Here is a 16,515-nt window from a genome sequence, read left to right as displayed (position 1 = left end):
CCGATCAGACCGGACGGCTGTCCTCCTGTGGCATGTGTTGTGTGGAACACACGGCCGAGGAGGGTGTTCATGATGGAGTACCGGTTCAACTCGCCTCCCGGATGGCCGGTTCCGCCCGTGGGCTGGCAGCCTCCACAGGGGTGGCAGCCGGATCCGTCATGGCCCCCGGCGCCGCCCGGCTGGCAGTTCTGGGTGGCCGTACAGGCGCCGCAGCCCGCCCCCGCCCCGGCTCCGGCACCCGTGCTGCCGGAGCGAAGCAGCGGAGGGCTGTTCGGCGGGAAGAAGAAGCTGGAGGCGGAGAACGCCGAGCTTCGGGCGTGGGTCGAGCGGCTTGGCGGGATGGACGCCATGGGCGTCTCCGCGCTGACCGAGGAGCTACGGGCCGAGCACGGGCGGCTGCGGGCGGCCGTGGCGGACGCCACGAGGCGGTTGCGCGAGGTCGAGCGTCAGGTCGTGCGGACCGAGGAGACCGTGCTGTTGCAGGAGGCCGGGGTCTACGACTACCGGCATCCGCTGAGTGACGCGGTGGCGTACAAGGAGCGGCTGGCGGAGGTCAAGGCCCGGATCAAGGCGATGGCCAGGGAGAACAAGGCGGTGCTGGGCTCCACGGGCTGGCAGGTCAACGGGTCGGCGGCCGAGGGGCGCCGGATGGTGCGTGACTTCTCCAAGCTGATGCTGCGCGCCTACAACGCCGAGGCCGACAACTGCGTGCGCACGATGCGTCCGTACAAGCTGCAGTCGGCCGTCGACCGGCTGGAGAAGGCCGTGGAGATGATCGTCAAGCTCGGTAAGACGATGGACATCCACGTCAGCGGCGACTACCACCGGCTGAGGGTCTACGAACTGGAGCTGACCGCCGACCACCTGGCCAAGCAGGAGGAGGAGAAGGAGCGCACCCGCGCCCAGCGGGAGCAGCAGCGCGAGGAGGAGGCCGCGCGCCGGGAGTTCGAGCGGGAGAAAGCCCGGCTGCGCAAGGAGGAGGCCCACTACAGGTCGGCGCTGTCCAAGCTGATCGCCAAGGGCGACGAGGCCGGGGCGGAGGAGCTGAAGGCGAAGCTGGAGGAGATCGGCGCGGCGGTCAGCGATGTGGAGGCGCGCGAGGCCAACGTCCGGGCCGGGTACGTGTACGTGATCTCCAACATCGGGGCGTTCGGTGAGGACGTCGTCAAGATCGGCATGACCCGCCGCCTGGAGCCGGAGGACCGGGTTCGGGAACTGGGGGATGCCTCGGTGCCGTTCCGGTTCGACACGCACGCGTTGATCTTCAGTGACGACGCGGTCGGGCTGGAGGGGCGGCTGCACGCCGCGCTGAACGATCGGCGGGTCAACCGGGTCAACCCGCGCAGGGAGTTCTTCCGTGCCACACCCGCGGAGGTCAGGGACCTGCTCCAGCAGATCGCGGGTCAGCACCTGCTGGAGTACCGGGACGTTCCCGAGGCGCTGGAGTGGCGGCAGTCGGTTCACCCGGCGGTGGGGAAGGACGAGGCGCGCGTCTGAGGCCGCATGGCGGTGGAGAACAGGCCACCGAGTCGCGTTTCAGGGGCAGGCGGAACCGGAACCCGGCCCGGTGGAGCGAAGACCTCGGGTCCGCCGTACGCGCCGGGACGTCCGCGTACGGCGGGTCCCTACTCCTGGGAGGCCATGGTGATCGTGACGTACAGGTACTCGTCCAGGACCTTGGCGAGTGACACCGAGGGTCGTCCGGCGAGGAGGGGCAGCGTGTCCTCGTCCGTCCCGGCCGCCTGGAGTACGGCCCGCGCCCAGGCCCGGCCCATCCGCAGGTGGGCGCCGAACGCCGCACCGTCGCGCGAGCCGTGCAACCGTACGGCGATGGCGGCGTCCCAGGGCATCACGGCGCGTGGCCGCAGGCCGTACAGCGCCTTGGCCGCGGCGGTCGGGCCCAGCGAGCGGGCCGCCCGGCCGGTGGCGACGGGAAGGGCGGCGAGCTCCGCGTACGCCCGGGAGAGAACGTCGATCTCCCCGTCGGAGAGCACCGCCAGGCTCACCGACGGCAGGTCGGCGGCCCGGTTCCGCCACCATTCGGCGAGGCCGGAGTCGAGGAGGTCGGGCTCGCCCTCGCGGGGGTAGCGGATGCGGCAGCCCCAGGAGTTCAGCCAGCGCAGCAGCGCGGCCCGGTGCCCGGCACGCGACAGGTCGGCCGCCGGGCCCGTGGTCTCCAGGAACCTCAGCCAGCCGGCGTCGACGTTGGAGAACCCGTTGAAGACCCGGGCAGCCGCCCGCAGCCCGTCCAGCGTGGGAGCGTCCGCGACAGGCGCGGTGGAGACAACGGACGGGCCGGTGCCCTGGAGGTAGGCGGCCGCCACGCGCTTCGGCACGACCATGCGCCACGCCTCGACGACGATCTCCCGCATCTCCGCCGGGGTGACGGCGTCCACCCGGACCCGGACCCAGTTGAAGCGCTCGTCCGACGGCACCGGCATCAGGAACTTCTCCGGCTCGGAGGCGACGAGCGCCGCGCGCTCCTCCTTGGGGAAGGCGAAGCCCATCAGCTCCTCGTCCCTGGAGAAGGAGAGGTAGACGATCTTCCCGACCCGGAACTTGATCCGGTCTCTGACCAGGGCCTCATGCGTGCGGGGCAGGGACAGGGCCAGCCTGCGCACCTGTTCGACCGTGACCGCCGGTTCCGTGCGGATCTGAGTGGATCTCATCAGTTGGGCCGGACCTCCTCCAGGTACGAGAGCCCCGAGTCGGCGTGCGGGCCGGAGATCACCTCTCCGCCGTCGAGGACCATACAGTAGGCGATCCCGGCGTGGCCGTCTCGTGGCCCGCCGGGGTACGCGTCCTTCAGGAAGAGGAAACGCACGCGACCGCTTCACCGCGTTCGCGCCAAGAGCCGGCTTCGATCGTCAGGACGTGCGCAGAGCGGGGATCACCTTCTCAGCGACCCGGATGAACTCCTCCAGATGGGCTTCCCCCGGCCAGTCGAGGACGAAGTCGGTCACGCCGACCTCTCCGAAGCGCTCGAAGATCTCCTCGTAGCTGTGCCGTCCGGCGCGCGGATCCCACGGGCCGAAGATGGTGAACGAACGGCGGACGGCCGACGGAGTACGGCCCGCCTCGGCGGCGAGCCGGTCGAGAGTCCGGTTTTGCTCGGCGGTCGCCCTCAGGACTCCCTCGGCGGAGGCTCCGGGCGGGCCGTGGGTGTTCCAGACGTCCGCGTAGTGGGCGGCGGCGCGGAGCATGGAGGGAGACTGCCCGCCGACGATGATGGGAAGCCGTGGCGACTGCAGGCAACCAGGTGCCGTAGGCACGTCACCGGCCCAAAGACGTGAACCGGTGTGGCTGAACGTCACGTCTTCCGCACGCAGGATGCCGTCGACGATCGCCACGTAGTCGAGGAAACGCCGCATTCGTTCCTTCGGCGCCCACGGATGTTCACCGACGCTGTAGTGGTCCCACGCGAAGATGCCCGCGCCGATCCCCAGCTCGAACCGGCCGCCGGACAGATGGTCCAGAGTGACCGCCTGCTTGGCGAGCTGTGACGGCGGGCGCAGGATCTGGTTCGCGACCAACGTTCCCAGGCTGATCCGCCTGGTGTGGGTGGCGGCCACGGCGAGTACCGCCCAGCTGTCGAACCACATGCCGCGCAGGTTCCTGAGGTCCCCGCTGTGGTCGGGGAGAAAGATCTGGTCGAAACCGAGGCCTTCCAGCAGTCCGAACCGTTCGACCAGCACCGGGAAGGGCTGGTCGGGGTAGACCATGACCCCGAACCGCCGTCTGGGCGGGCCTTCACCGGGGGTGGGCTGTCGCCGTACCGCCTGATCGGTGATCAGGTCTGGCCGAGACACCATCTCAATGTTCTCCTTGGTCTTCCACGGCTTCGCGAGTCACGACCGGCGGGTGGGCTCGCTCCCCGCCGGTCGTGCGATCGATCGCCGTGGATCGGTTGTGCGCCGCTCCGGGATCGGTCCTCCCGGCGCCGGCCTCTGCCGCAGGGCCGTCTGTCAAGGGATACGGCCGGACCTCACTGAGCGGTCCAGCCGCCGTCCATCACCAGCACGGAGCCGGTGAAGAAACCCGCCTCGTCACCGGCGAGGTAGGCGACGCAGGACGCGGCCTCCTCAGCGCTCGCTATCCGCCCCAGCGGGTGCAGAGCGGTGAAGCGAGCCGTCATCTCCTCGCTCGCGCCGACGGAGGAACGGTACATCGGAGTGTCCACCGAAGCCAGCGCGATCGCGTTGACGCGGATGTTCCGCGGGGCGTACTCAAGCGCCGCGGCCTTCGTCAGGCCGATCACACCGTGCTTACCGGCCACGTACGAGCTGATGCCGGCGCCCAGGCCGACCAGGCCGAGCTGTGAGGCGTTGTTGACGATCACCCCGCCACCGCGCCGCAACATGGCCGGAATCTCGTGCCGCATCGACAGGAACACGGTGCCCAGCACGTGACCGATGTCGCTGTCCCACTCCTTCGGGGTCTTGTCGGCCACGAACCCCATGGAGCCGAGCGAGCCGGCGTTGTTGAACGCTATGTCGAGGCCGCCGAAACGTGTCTCCGCCGTACGCACCGCGTTCTCGACATCGTCGTCGACGAGGACGTCGGTACGCACCGCGACGGCGGTACCTCCGGAGGCGGTGATCTCACCGGCCACCCGGTCGAGCTCGTCCAGGCGGCGGGCCGCCAGGACAACGGCGGCTCCCTGGGCGGCCAGCGCCTTCGCCGTGGCCTCTCCGATTCCCGAACTCGCTCCGGTGACCAGGGCGGTCTTGCCGCGTAGCCGGCCGGCGTTCGCCGCGCGGACCGATGGCTGTTCCTGATTGCTCTCGTTCATCGGCGTCACTGTCACCCGCTGAAGGCGGGCACCCCTTTCGAAGTCGTGCCGGTGGGTGTCGTCATTCGATGCCGGGGCCGCGTTCGACCGGTACTCCGATCAGCGAGCCGTACTCGGCCCACGACCCGTCGTAGTTCTTGACGTCCGTCATGCCGAGCAGTTCGCTGAGCACGAACCAGGTGTGCGCCGACCGCGCGCCGACCCAGCAGTAGGTGATGGCTCCGGCGTCCGGATCCAGCCCGCCGTACAGGTCCGCGAGTTCCGCGGCGGGCCTGAACGAGCCGTCCGCGGTGGTGACCGTCTCCCAGGGGATGTTCACCGCGCCGGGCACATGGCCGGAGCGCTGCGCCACCTCGTGGGGGTTGTTCCCCGGCGCGAAGGCCTCTCCGGCGAAACCGGGGGCGAAGATCTCGCCGGAGTACTCCTCGGGAGTCCGCACGTCGACGATGTTCTTCCTCCCGATCGCCGCGATGACGTCGTCACGCGTGGCGCGGACGGACATGTCGGGCGGCTGGGCCCGGTAGGAGGTGGCCGGGCGGACCGGCGCCGCCGAACCGAGGCGGCGCCCGTCCCGCTCCCATTTGTCGAACCCGCCGTCGAGCATTCTCACGTCCCGGTGCCCGTAGAGCTTGAAGTACCAGTAGGTGAGCGCGGCGAGCAGGTTGGCGTTCGAGGAGTAGACGACCACGGTGTCGTCGTCGCCTATGCCCTTGGCGGACATCAGCTCCTCGAACCTTTCCTGGCCGACGACCCCCAGCCGCAGGTCGTCCTGGAATTCATCCCATCCCACCCATACGGCACCGGGCACGTGGCTCTTCAGGTACCGGACGTCGTCGTTTCCGGTGTCGACGAAGACCACACCCGGCGTTTCGAGGTGGTTCTGCGCCCATTCCGCACTGACGAGAACGGATTCGCGCTCCACTGTTCCTCCTGTGCTGCGTCGTGAGCCTTTCAGGGGCGTCCACGAGGGCCGTGTCCCGGGACGCGGCCCCCGTCACGGTGGTGCCGGTGTTACGGCAGGGGAGCGGGGCCCGCGTAGCTGTAGGCGTACTTCTTGCCCAGCTCGATCAGGAAGTCGAGGTCCTGGCTCATCTCCATGTCGGCCGACGGCAGGGTGAGGGCCTTGGCCGGCGGGATCTCTGCGGCGAGGAACAGGTCGAACTGCGGCCGGTGAGCCTCGCCGGGCGTCGAATGGATGGTGAGGAAGCGGGCGTTCTCCGAGGTCGTCACGAACCCGTGTGGAATCTCCCGAGGGATGATCATCGTCGATCCCGCCTCGGCGACCTGCTCCCGGCCGTCGCACACCATGCGAAGCGTGCCTTCGAGGACGATGAAGACCTCGTCCTCGAAGTGGTGGATGTGCAGCGGGGTGTTGTAGCCGCGGGTGCCGGTGTGCTGTACCACGGTGAAGCTGTTCCTGGTCGCCTCGCCGGGTACCCGGATCTGGGCCAGCCCCCCCAGGAGCCAGACCGCCGTCTGCTCGGACTCCGGAATGAAGCGGCCGCTTTCCGCGCCGCCGGTCTTCGGCTCAGACACTGTTCTCCTCCAAGATCGCGCTGTTCGTCGGACGACCCTTTCCCGCCATCACCGGGATCCGGCCCTCACGCCGGGTGTGGGCGACGAACGCCGCCACGCCCTCCTCGCTGGACAGGGCGGACCACATGGCGACCGGGTCGTTGAAACGGCCGACAAAGGCGTCGGCGACCCGCTTGTCCGCAGCGGCCTCCCGGAGAAGCCCGACCACGTGCGGGGGAGGCGGCGCGAGGAAGGCGTTGCTCCACTCCACCACGTACCGGGAGTACTCCCACAGCCTCTCCGAGGCACGCCTGCAGAACTCGGCGTCGAAGGGAGGCGCGCTCGTCGCGATGAGCTCGGCCAGGGCGAAGGCCGTACGGGATCCGAGGTTGGCGCCCTGGGCGGTGAGCGGGTCGTTGGTGATCCACGCGTCACCGATGGCCAGGGCACAGGCGCCGTCGGCCACGTGCGCCCATCCCCGGCGGACCACCGGCCGTACCCCTCCCTGGGCCACCTCGCCGGGCCCGATGAGGGTGAGGTCGCGCGTGTTCATGCGCTCCCGCAACGCGGGCGCGTACTCGGTGACCAGGCGCACCACCTCGCGGTAGAACGCCGCTGGGTCGGCGTCGGCGTCGATGCGGCTGACCGCCTCCAGCGGCCCGCCGGGAATCGCCTCGAACGCCAGCACGTCGGCCCGGCCGAGGGGGGAGAAGAACGGCAGCCGCAGAATCTCCCCGACACCGGGCAGGAAGTGGATGTCGAGGGAGTGCGGCACGTCCTCCACGAAGCCGTGGTAAAGCCCACTGCACAGGATTCGCTGCGGTGTGCCGTACGGCGAGCGGGTCTCGTCCACCGGGAAGAGGCCCCGCATCGACCGGTCGCCGTTGGCCACCACGACGAGGTCGTGACGGCGCGCGATCCGGTCGATCGGAGGAACGTCGAAGACGACGTCACCGCCACGGTCGGCGAACTCGTTCAGCAGGTGGGGCAGATAGATCCTGAAGTCGACGACGCTCGACGGAGGCTTGAGGTCGGCGAGGAACTCCATGGAGAACTCCGGGGTCCGCACCGTGACCGCCCAGTTCCTCACCTGCGCGTCGGCGAAGTCCCAATCGAAGACCCCGAGCATGTGCTCGCGCTGCTGGGTCCGCCCGAACCTGGCGGGGAAGTTCCGCGGCCTGCCAGATCTGAGCTGGTCGACGTCCTGCGCGGAGTAGACGGTCGCGGCCACGCCGAGCTGTTGCAGGCGCAGGGCGAGCTGCAGGCCGGAGATGCCGGAACCGACGATGCCGATGTCGGTCATGCCGCGCTCCCGTCGGGGGACGCCGACCGCAGCTGGGAACTCAGCCACACCGCCGTCTCCATGGTGAAACCGGCCGCCTCGGGGTCGGCCAGCGCCGAGACCGGGATCAGCATCGGATGCCGGAGGCCGGCGTCGACCAGCTTCCTGATCCCGTCCAGAACGGTCTGCGGGCTTCCCACGATCGCCTGTTCGCTCACCAGCTCGTCGGGTATCTCGGCCATCGCCCGTTCGACCTCGTCCCGGGTCAGCAGGTGCGGCAGCAGTTCGGTCAGCCCTCGGTAGCGCTCCCCGAAGGGATGCGTGACGCCGTGCCTGCGCCAGCCGGCGGCGCTCGCGTGCAGGGCGAGGAAGCGGATCGGCTTGGCCTGCAGCAGTTTCCGCGCCGCCTCGTCGGTCTCGGCGACCACGATGGGCACCCCACCGGCCGCGACGACGCTCGCCGGGTCCCGGCCCGCGTCGGCCGCGGCGGAGCGGACCACGGCCAGCCGCCGCGCGTACTCATCCGGCGCCACGAGCTCCGATGGCAGCCAGCCGTCGGCGTAACGTCCGGCGAGCTCCAGCATCCGAGGGCGGTTACCGCCGACCCAGATCCGCGGAGTCCTGCCCTCGGGGGCGCGCAGCCCCATGAGCGCCTTGTCGAGGGTGAACACCTTCCCCTGGAAGTCGTGCGGTCCCTCGCTGTCGAAGAACATTCGCAGCATCCGCAGCGCGTCCTCGACCCGCTCCACCTGACGGTCGTACGGCACGCCGTACGGCTTGAGGTTCTCCAGCGCTCCCGCGCCGATCCCCAGGATGGGGGCCTGCTCGGTGATCTGGGCGAGGGTCAGGGCGCTCTGGGCAAGCACCGCGGGGTGCCTGCGGTTGGGATCGGTGACCCCGATGGCGAGCTGGACCTGGCCTGCCCGCGTGGCGAAGTGGCCGAGCAGCGTGGCGTAGTCGAGGCACCTGTCCGGCGTGGACAGCTCGGACGCCAGATAGGTGAAGTCGGTGTCCCAGACCTGCCTGGGGAAGATGTTGATCAGATGATCGAATACCAGGAAGGTGTCGAATCCGGCGGTACGGGCGAGGTCGAGCAGACTACGCCCGGCATCCACCGACCCGACCGCGTCCCAGACGAGGCCGACCTTCACGTTCATGTTCCGCTCCTCACCAGCCGTGCCCCCGAGATGAACTCCTCGGTGTTCTCCGGGGTGCGAACGCTGTGCCACATCTCGTGGGGACGATCGAGGTTTTCCACAAACGCGTCGGCGACGCGCTGGTCCGCGGCCGCGGCGGCGAAGAGCGCCGTCACCTGCGGAGGAGGGTCTCCGATGAACATGTTCGTCCAGTCGACGACGGGCTGGGCGTCCGCCCACATGCGCTCGGAGACCGTCCGGCAGAACCGCTCGTCGTAGGGGCCGGCGGCGGTCCTTAACGCCTCGGCGAGCAGGAACGCCTGGGCCGACCCCAGGTTCGCGCCCTGCGCGGTCAGCGGGTCGTTGGCGATCCAGGCGTCACCGACGGCCAGGGCGAACCTGTCGTCGCCCACCTTCGCCCATCCGTGGCGCACGGTCGGCACGACCGCTCCCTGGAGCATGTCCACCGGCCGTACCAGGGCGAACTCCTGCTCGTCGATCCGTTCGCGCAGGGTGGGCGCGTGGTCACCGACCAGCCGCAGAATGTGTCCGGCGAACCCGTCGGGATCGTCGCGGTGGTCGCGGCCCGTCACGGATTCGAACGGTCCTCCCGGCACCGCCTCGACCAGCACGACGGTCACCTGGCCGCCGAAGGTGTGGTAGGTCGGCGCGTGGATCTCGCCGGCCCCCGGGACCATGTGCATGGTCATTCCCACGGGGTCCGCCGGCAGGACCCCGTGGAACAGGCCTCCGGCGAGACGCCTGCGCGCGGTGTCGTACGGAGAACGGGCGGGATCGCGGGGGAAGGTGCCGGTGAGTGCGCCGCGGCCCGCAGCGACGACCACGAGGTCGTGATTCCCCGCCAGATCGGCCAGATCGGATCGGCCGGTCGTTTCCCGGGGTTCCACTCCGCCGCCGCGGGCCTGGTATTCCTCAAGCAGGGCCGCAAGGTACATCCGGAAGTCCACCGAACTCGCCGGATGCGGTAACCGGGACTGGAACGACAATCCTCCGGATCCTTCGAGGTACATGTGCATCGAGGGATTGTCGAATTCGCCGGAGGTCCAATGAGTGACGCCGAGCGCCTTTTCTCGCTCTCTGGTGGAGTGGAAACGGGTGACGAAGTTCAGCGGTGGCCCGTCACGGATGTCCTCGGGTCGCTGGGGGGTGTACAGGGTGGTGTCGACGCCGAACTGCTGTAGCCGAAGCGCCAGGTGCAGACCGGATATCCCGGCCCCGACGATGCCAATGCTCATGCGTGCTCCACTGCTGATGAGATGCGTCGCTCGGTTACCGCTGTGCGGTGGTTCTCAGATGACCTCGACGCGCTGCAGGTGGCGGGTCGTCGGTCCGCTGAACGCGTTGCGGCCGTGCACCAGCGCGAAATTGTCGGCGATGACGATATCGCCTCGCTCCCAGGCGTGTACGTAGCAGTACTCAGGACGGTGCAGAATTCCGGCCATGGTGGTGAGGAATTCATCCACTTCGGATGGATCAATGCCATGAACGGTGGCGTACACCGGATTCTTGTACTTTGCCGGGTCCAGCGGTTCGGCGAAACGCAACACGGGGACGCCGGTACCGGGGTGCTGGGCCACCATTTTCTCGGTGACCTCGCCGCCGTAGTGGGTGACCTTGTCGGTGGTGTAGGTGATGCTGATATCCGCCCACCGCCGCCGGGTCTCCGGATCCGCGTCCCGGTAGGCGGCGGTCGTGTCGGAGAAAACCGTCTCGCCCCCGGCCTGCGGGGTCGCGTCCAGGCACTGGAAGAAGAAGAACCGCGGATCGGCCTCGACGAAGGCGCCGTCCCAGTGGAAGGGGACGTCACCGCTGGCGAAGAGGTAATTCTTGGGGTTCTCCTCGACGACCAGGTCGATCACCTCACCGGCGTCCCACTTCAGGACCTCACCCCAGGTCCGGCAGTAGTCGGCGAACTCCTGCTTCTCCAGCAGGGGGAATCCGCGCAGGACGAGAACGCGGGATTCCTCGGTCCACCTGAGCAGTGTGTCCGCTGGAATGTCGGTGATCCGCGCGCCGGCGGCCTCGACGATACGTCCGAACGGACTCAGTGGAATGTGCCTGAGCACACCTGTTCTCATGACTTTTGGCCTTTCTAGGAGGCGATGGTGAGATGCGGGCCGACGAAATGACTCGGACGTCCGTTGCGTAGTACGACCGAGGCCTTCAGGTCCTCCGCCTCCCATCGCTTGACCAGGGAGAGTTTGACGCCGTCGTCGAGCACCACGCCGTGCCACGGAGTCAGCCAGCTGTCCTGGGTCCGCATGAGCCGCAACCCGAACTTCTCCGAGTGCGGAGGCTGGGGGTGAATGGACAGGCGCATCGCCCTGGGAAAGTTCTCCGCGACCACCCTGCTCCAGGCGTTGCTGCGGCGTATGGTCTGGTAGGCGGCATCCTTCGACTCCTTGCGGAGCTTCGTCTTGGACGTCTCGCCTTTGTTTCTGGCCAGTGCATCCTCGAACATGAAGCGATGGATGCCGTTGAACAACGACAGCGAGTTGCGGTCCGTGCGGACGCTCTCCTTCAGCTCCTCAAGGGACGTCGTATAACCGTACTCAAGTGTCTGCCTGAGCTTGGGGTAATCCGTTCCGCCGAAGGCGTCGTCGAGCCCGAACATTTCCAGGGATTTCCAGTTGGACATCCGGATCATATTCGTCAGGCTCGCCCGGTATGCGCTGACCGTGTTGTCGGAGACCCCGACCACGTCCCCGAAGACGTGCCCGTCCGAGCAGATCGTGATTCGCGCCCCTGGGGGATAGAAGTAGCTCGTGTAGTCGCAGATCGACTGAAGAAGAGCGAGCGCCATGTGCTCGCCGAGGTCCGGAAGCGCGCCGATCACCTTGGTCAGGTTCGGCGACTTCGCAGGGAACGCGGGAATGACGAAATGAATCGGTTCCCCGTTCTCGATGAAGTAGGCGAGTTTCTCCTTCCGTGCCTCACAGCATGCCGCGCATAACTCGCCGCCGGTGGTTTCGCCGACGTCGTCCGGCGCGCTGTCGACGCGTTGGTAGCGATAGAGAATTTCCAGGAGTTTACGAGATGTCTCTATTGAATTCGATGCGCTCGTCAGGTTCCCGTTCAATTTTTCTCCTGGTGGGGAGTCATCCGTTTACGGCTGGTCTGGGCATGGCGAATGCCCAGGAAAATTGATTCGGACGTTCCCGTGCGGTCGCCGTGTTCGTGATGCGAGGGCGAGGGGCGACCTCGGGCGAACCAAGCACCTGTTTGGCGGTGGACATATCGGCCGCTCAGGCGGCCGCCCGGTCGCCGGAAAACCCTGTTTCCCTACCTGGAATTGCCTCCAAGGTGTCGGTCCGGGGGCTCTGTACGATTTGGCGTCGTTTGGAGTCTCTTGGGGGTGTGTGACTGGGCGCGCTTATGCGTCGTGCGGGTCAGCGCTATCGCCGGCACGTAATTCTGGTCGCTCCGTTTTCGGAGTCGCAACTTGTGCCGTTATTGTTAAAGGTTGCCATGCGCTATGTGGCTGTGCAAGCTTTTATCGATTAGTATGTGCGGGGCATCGATACGCTCAGGCGTATCGATCGAAAAAAGGGGGGTGTCATGGTCGGTGACGAGGACCCGACGGCTCGTCAACTGCGTTTACTGCTTACGCTGGCCGATGAATTGCACTTCGGACATGCCGCAACAAGGCTTCATCTCACGCAACCCGCCCTTAGCCAGCAGATCAGGTCACTGGAGAACAGGCTGGGTGTCCAGCTTTTCGAGAGGTCCAGTCGGCGGGTCGAACTGACCGCCGAGGGGCGGACGCTGTTGCCGTTCGCGAGGAAGGTCGTCGACGCCATGACCGGCCTGCGAAACGCGGCGCACCGTTCTACGCTCAGTAGTGAAGAATTAACGTTCGGGTTATCTGAAAACGTCACGGTACTGGCGGCGACCAATAGCGCGCTGTCAATGCTCAGAGAGCTGCACCCGACGCTGAACATCAGCATTAAGGTCGTGGACTTCGTCGAGCGGACGACCATGCTGGAGAAAGGTGAGATCGACGCGGCCTTCGTCTACCTTCCGGTCTCCGGAGACATGTGCTCGCAGCCGCTCACCACGGAGCCGCGTGTGGTGTGCGTGTCCAGCTCGGACCCGCTGGCGGATCGGCACTCGGTCAGGCTGCACGAACTCGCCAGTCACCCGGTGGTCGGGCTGACGCCCGAGATCTCGCAGGCCGAGCGAAACTTCTGGGCCGTCGATCCCCGGCTCGACGGATCGGCTGTCTCGTACACCACCCATCAGGTCACGAAATGCGAGGCGTTGCTGTCCGCGGTCTCGTTCGACAGGGCGATCGCCTTCGTCCCCGCCGTCACGGCGGAGCTCTACCCTCGGCCGAACATCCGCTATCTGCCCGTTCAGGACGTACCGCCCTGCACCTTCGGCCTCGCCTGGCCCGCCTCGGCCAGAGAGAAACCGCAGATCGCCATGCTTGAGGACATGTGCCACCGGCTGCGTCAGCGTGGCGTTCCCACCGGGACCATACAAAGCCCCGGCGTCCCGCAGCACGTGGTTCGCCGGAATGTGCGGCGAGGACAGCGCACCGCCGGTTCGCCGCGCGTCTGACGCGCTTCAGGGATCTCCCCACTCCGGGAGGCGAGGGTCAGGCCGGGTCGACGAGGGCCTGGAGCAGGTTCCGTAGTGACTCCTGCTGGCCGGCGGTGAGCCGGGTCAGCGGCGACCCGGCGCTGAGGCGATCGAGCACGCCAGTCCGGCACCGTTGGCCGGACGCGGTGAGCACGATCTGTTTCGCCCGGCGGTCGGTCGGGTGCGGCTCCCGCCGGATCAAGCCCTGCTGCTCAAGCCGATCAAGGACGAAGGTGGCGTTCGAGGGCTCACATGACATCCGCGAGGCCAGTTCGCGGGCGGTGATCGGCTCGGACAGCTCGCGGAGCGCGATGACCTGGGACGCGGTGATGCCCAGCTCCTCCGCGACGCGCCGGACATGGACGTCGAGCCGGTGAGTGAACTGGTGGACGAGCTTGCACACGTCACGATCGATCTGAATGTCCACCGACGGCTCCAACCTCGTTGTCCTGAGCATCAGTGTAGCCTGACTGCTTCGAGCTGTGATAATTCTAACTCGTATTATACGAACTAGATGTATAGGAGGGCTCGGTGCCGTTACCTGTCTTCTCTCTCATGCTGGTCGTCTTCAGCCTCACGACCGGTGAGTTCGTGATCGCCGGCATCCTGCCGGAGGTGGCCTCGGACTTGTCGGTGACGATCGCGGCCGCAGGCCTGCTGGTGACCGCCTACGCGGTGGGCATGATCGTCGGCGGTCCGGTGATCACCGTTCTGACGGCCAGACTGCCCCGCAAACCGCTCATCGTCGGCCTTCTCCTGGTGTCGATCGCCGCGAACCTCGGTTCGACGGTGGCACCGAACTACGCGATCCTCCTGGCCATGCGCTTCGGCGCGGGTCTCGTGGTCGCCACGTTCTTCGCCGTCGCCATCGCGACCACCGTGTCGATGGCGCCCCCCGGCAAGCAGGCGTCCGCGGTCGCGAAGGTGGCACTGGGGATGAACCTCGGCATCATCCTCGGCACCCCGGCGGGCACGTTCATCGGTCAGAACTTCGGCTGGCGAGTGACGTTCGCGGTGGTCGCCGCGTTCACCACCCTGGCCATGCTGCTGGTGCTGCGCTTCGTCCCCACCCAGCCCACCGCCGCGACCGGTTCGGTCCTGTCCGAGCTGCGCGTTCTCGGCAACCGCGGTGTCCAGCTGGCGATCGCGCTGACCGCGCTGGGCAATGTGGGCGTCGTGATGGTCTTCAGCTACATCGCCCCGCTGCTCACCGACGTCAGCAAGTTCTCGGCCACCTCGGTGCCGGTCCTGCTGCTGGTGTACGGCGGCGGCGCCGTCGTCGGGAACTTCCTCGGGGGATGGCTGTCGGACCGGGCACTGATGCCGTCGCTGATCGGACTGCTGGTCGTCCTGGCGGGCGCGCTGGCGCTGTTCTGGGCCGCCAGCGGTGTCCAGGCGCTGGTGGCGGTGCTCATCTTCGTCATCGGCATGCTCGCGTTCGCCATCATCCCCGGCATGCAGACACGGGTTATATCCACCGCGAGCACGGCACCCACGCTGGCCGTGGCGGTCAACGCCTCCGGATTCCAGCTCGCCGCCGCCTTCGCCGGCTGGCTGGGCGGAAGGCTGATCGACAGCAGCCTCGGACTGGCGTCGCTCTATCTCGTCGGTGCCCTGCTCACCCTGACCGGCCTCGTCGTCGCCGTCTACTCGCACCGCAGGGACAACAGGCTCGTCCTCCAGACGGCCTGACCGTCACCCCGACCGCACGGCCCCAGGAAGGGCCGTGCGCATCGGCAGCCGGTTTCCGCGAGGCCTCCATCCCGCACGGGAGGTCCCGGCGAGCCGGTCGTCCCTTCCGGAGCGGGGTCCTGCGGACGCCTCGCGATCCCGTGGGGTCACCGGAGATCCTCCTGGCCGGGCCACTCCAGAAGCCACCTCACGTCCTGGTCGGCCTCGGCCCTCCGGCCCGCGTCCTGCGCGGCCCACACCGCGTGACACAACGCCCGTACGGCGTTGACGACGCTGTCGACCGGGACGGTTCCGTCCCTGACGGGAACGCCGTCGTCGTCCGCCACGGCCACCTTCCCAGCCTCCCAGCGGGCGGTCCAGCCTCCGCAGGCGAACCCGTCGCGCTGTCCGCGGACCGCGGGCCAGGACGAGAAGAGTCCTCGCAGATCCGCGATGAGATAGCTGGGCCGCGCCGACGGCGGCGCCTTCAGCAGCGCGCCGACCGTGCTCACCCCGGTCAGCACCAGCGCGCTGTCGAGTCCGTTACGGCGGGCTCCCGCGACGTCGGTGTCCAGGCCGTCACCGACCACCAGGCAAGCTCCGCTGCTTCGGCGTGCCGCCTCGGTGAAGATGGCGTCCTCGGGCTTTCCCGCGACCAGCGGATCACGTCCCGTGGCCACTCGGATCGCGTTCACCAGGGCGCCGTTACCCGGCGCGATCCCGTGCTCCCTGGCGATTCGAAGATCCACGTCGGAGGCTATCCAGGGAACGCCCCTGGCGATCACGTAACTGGCCTCGGCGAGCTGCCGCCAGTCGACCTCGGGGGCGAAGCCCTGAACGACCGCGGCAGGGCCGGCGTCCAGCGACCTGACGGGTGTCAGCCCCTGATGCCGCAGAGCCGTTTCGACCGCCGCCCCGCCGACGACCAACACGCGGGAGCCCGGAGGCAGGAGCTCCGCCGCCATCCGCGCCGAGGTCTCCGCCGAGGTGACGACTTGCTCCTCGTCGGCGGCGATCCCGAGGCCGAGGAGAACGGCGGCCACCTCACCCGGCGTGCGCGAGGAGTTGTTGGTCAGGAAAAGCCGGCGAACGCCGTCGCGTTCCACGCCGGCCAGGACGGTGGCGGCGTGCGGCACGGGGCGTCCGCCGAGATAGACGACCCCGTCCAGGTCGAAGATTCCCGTGCCGTAGTGCTTCACGAGCGGGCGGTCGCAACCGCGTAACGGCCCGTCGGCTTCCTGGCTCAATCCACCACCCTGTCGTACGGTTCTGCGCCGGTGCGGAATCCCACGTCGTGGAGTCGTCGCCGTGGCTGTCGGGCGATGACCGGTCCTACAACCCGGCGTTCACGGATTCTTCGTCGTGCGAAGCGGCCGTCCTCCCGGACGGCCGCGAAAGGCCCGCCCCTCCCGCGTTCCACAGGGCCGGGCCAACCCTGGGACAAGGGTAACCAAAAGCGGGAGGACCGGTCACGGGGACGAGGCGCCCGGGAGGGCGTCCCGTCCCCGCGCGAG

16 protein-coding genes are annotated in these 16,515 nt (G+C 68.1%); 3 read left to right on the top strand and 13 right to left on the bottom strand.

Going from position 1 to position 16,515, the window contains the following annotated elements; genetic code table 11:
* The first annotated feature begins 69 nt into the window (after positions 1–69).
* Positions 70–1,497, top strand: coding sequence for a DUF4041 domain-containing protein (locus tag ABZ470_RS14715; protein WP_362911657.1), 1,428 nt, complete (start codon positions 70–72; stop codon positions 1,495–1,497).
* Between the two features lie 128 nt (positions 1,498–1,625).
* On the opposite strand, the gene ABZ470_RS14710 is transcribed toward ABZ470_RS14715, so the two are convergent.
* From ABZ470_RS14710 to ABZ470_RS14660, 11 genes are all read right to left on the bottom strand, one after another.
* Entirely contained in the window at positions 1,626–2,669 is a 1,044-nt protein-coding gene (locus ABZ470_RS14710; RefSeq protein WP_362911656.1) for an MmcQ/YjbR family DNA-binding protein, read from the bottom strand.
* A complete protein-coding gene (locus tag ABZ470_RS14705; RefSeq protein ID WP_362911655.1) occupies positions 2,669–2,824 on the bottom strand; it encodes a hypothetical protein in 156 nt (51 codons plus the stop codon). Before ABZ470_RS14705 ends, ABZ470_RS14710 begins: the two co-directional genes overlap by 1 nt.
* Before the next feature lie 43 nt (positions 2,825–2,867).
* A complete protein-coding gene (locus ABZ470_RS14700; protein WP_362911654.1) occupies positions 2,868–3,812 on the bottom strand; it encodes an LLM class flavin-dependent oxidoreductase in 945 nt (314 codons plus the stop codon).
* A gap of 173 nt (positions 3,813–3,985) precedes the next feature.
* Complete coding sequence (locus ABZ470_RS14695; protein WP_362911653.1) at positions 3,986–4,792, bottom strand: SDR family oxidoreductase; 807 nt, start codon at positions 4,790–4,792, stop codon at positions 3,986–3,988.
* Positions 4,793–4,853: 61 nt separating this feature from the next.
* On the bottom strand, positions 4,854–5,714 hold the full coding sequence (locus ABZ470_RS14690) for a sulfurtransferase (protein WP_362911652.1): 861 nt from the start codon (positions 5,712–5,714) through the stop codon (positions 4,854–4,856).
* A gap of 89 nt (positions 5,715–5,803) precedes the next feature.
* Positions 5,804–6,328 (bottom strand): cupin domain-containing protein, encoded by a 525-nt coding sequence (locus tag ABZ470_RS14685; RefSeq protein ID WP_362911651.1) that lies wholly within the window; start codon positions 6,326–6,328, stop codon positions 5,804–5,806.
* Positions 6,321–7,610 carry a styrene monooxygenase/indole monooxygenase family protein gene (locus ABZ470_RS14680; protein WP_362911650.1) on the bottom strand — a complete coding sequence of 430 codons (1,290 nt, stop codon included), beginning with the start codon at positions 7,608–7,610 and terminating at the stop codon, positions 6,321–6,323. Before ABZ470_RS14680 ends, ABZ470_RS14685 begins: the two co-directional genes overlap by 8 nt.
* Positions 7,607–8,746 carry an LLM class flavin-dependent oxidoreductase gene (locus tag ABZ470_RS14675; protein WP_362911649.1) on the bottom strand — a complete coding sequence of 380 codons (1,140 nt, stop codon included), beginning with the start codon at positions 8,744–8,746 and terminating at the stop codon, positions 7,607–7,609. The genes ABZ470_RS14680 and ABZ470_RS14675 overlap by 4 nt, the downstream gene beginning before the upstream one ends.
* On the bottom strand, positions 8,743–9,981 hold the full coding sequence (locus ABZ470_RS14670; protein ID WP_362911648.1) for a styrene monooxygenase/indole monooxygenase family protein: 1,239 nt from the start codon (positions 9,979–9,981) through the stop codon (positions 8,743–8,745). The genes ABZ470_RS14675 and ABZ470_RS14670 overlap by 4 nt, the downstream gene beginning before the upstream one ends.
* Before the next feature lie 54 nt (positions 9,982–10,035).
* The gene (locus ABZ470_RS14665; protein WP_362911647.1) at positions 10,036–10,824 is read right to left on the bottom strand and encodes a TauD/TfdA family dioxygenase; all 789 of its coding nucleotides are present in this window, start codon (positions 10,822–10,824) and stop codon (positions 10,036–10,038) included.
* Between the two features lie 14 nt (positions 10,825–10,838).
* Entirely contained in the window at positions 10,839–11,825 is a 987-nt protein-coding gene (locus ABZ470_RS14660; protein WP_362911646.1) for an isocyanide synthase family protein, read from the bottom strand.
* Positions 11,826–12,304: 479 nt separating this feature from the next.
* On the opposite strand from ABZ470_RS14660, the gene ABZ470_RS14655 reads away from it, so the two are divergent.
* A complete protein-coding gene (locus ABZ470_RS14655) occupies positions 12,305–13,309 on the top strand; it encodes a LysR family transcriptional regulator (protein ID WP_362911645.1) in 1,005 nt (334 codons plus the stop codon).
* Positions 13,310–13,346: 37 nt separating this feature from the next.
* Here ABZ470_RS14655 and ABZ470_RS14650 read toward each other — a convergent pair whose 3' ends face one another.
* Entirely contained in the window at positions 13,347–13,757 is a 411-nt protein-coding gene (locus ABZ470_RS14650) for a MarR family transcriptional regulator (RefSeq protein WP_362911644.1), read from the bottom strand.
* A 104-nt stretch (positions 13,758–13,861) separates the two neighbouring features.
* On the opposite strand from ABZ470_RS14650, the gene ABZ470_RS14645 reads away from it, so the two are divergent.
* Positions 13,862–15,022 (top strand): MFS transporter, encoded by a 1,161-nt coding sequence (locus ABZ470_RS14645; RefSeq protein ID WP_362911643.1) that lies wholly within the window; start codon positions 13,862–13,864, stop codon positions 15,020–15,022.
* Positions 15,023–15,168: 146 nt separating this feature from the next.
* Here the strand turns inward: ABZ470_RS14645 and ABZ470_RS14640 are convergent, their stop codons facing one another.
* Positions 15,169–16,248, bottom strand: coding sequence for an HAD-IIA family hydrolase (locus tag ABZ470_RS14640; RefSeq protein WP_362911642.1), 1,080 nt, complete (start codon positions 16,246–16,248; stop codon positions 15,169–15,171).
* Between the last annotated feature and the right edge of the window lie 267 nt (positions 16,249–16,515).

This window comes from Streptosporangium sp. NPDC020072 (assembly GCF_040631445.1).
Taxonomy (GTDB): Bacteria; Actinomycetota; Actinomycetes; order Streptosporangiales; family Streptosporangiaceae; genus Streptosporangium.
This window is presented reverse-complemented; position numbering and strand designations above follow the sequence as displayed.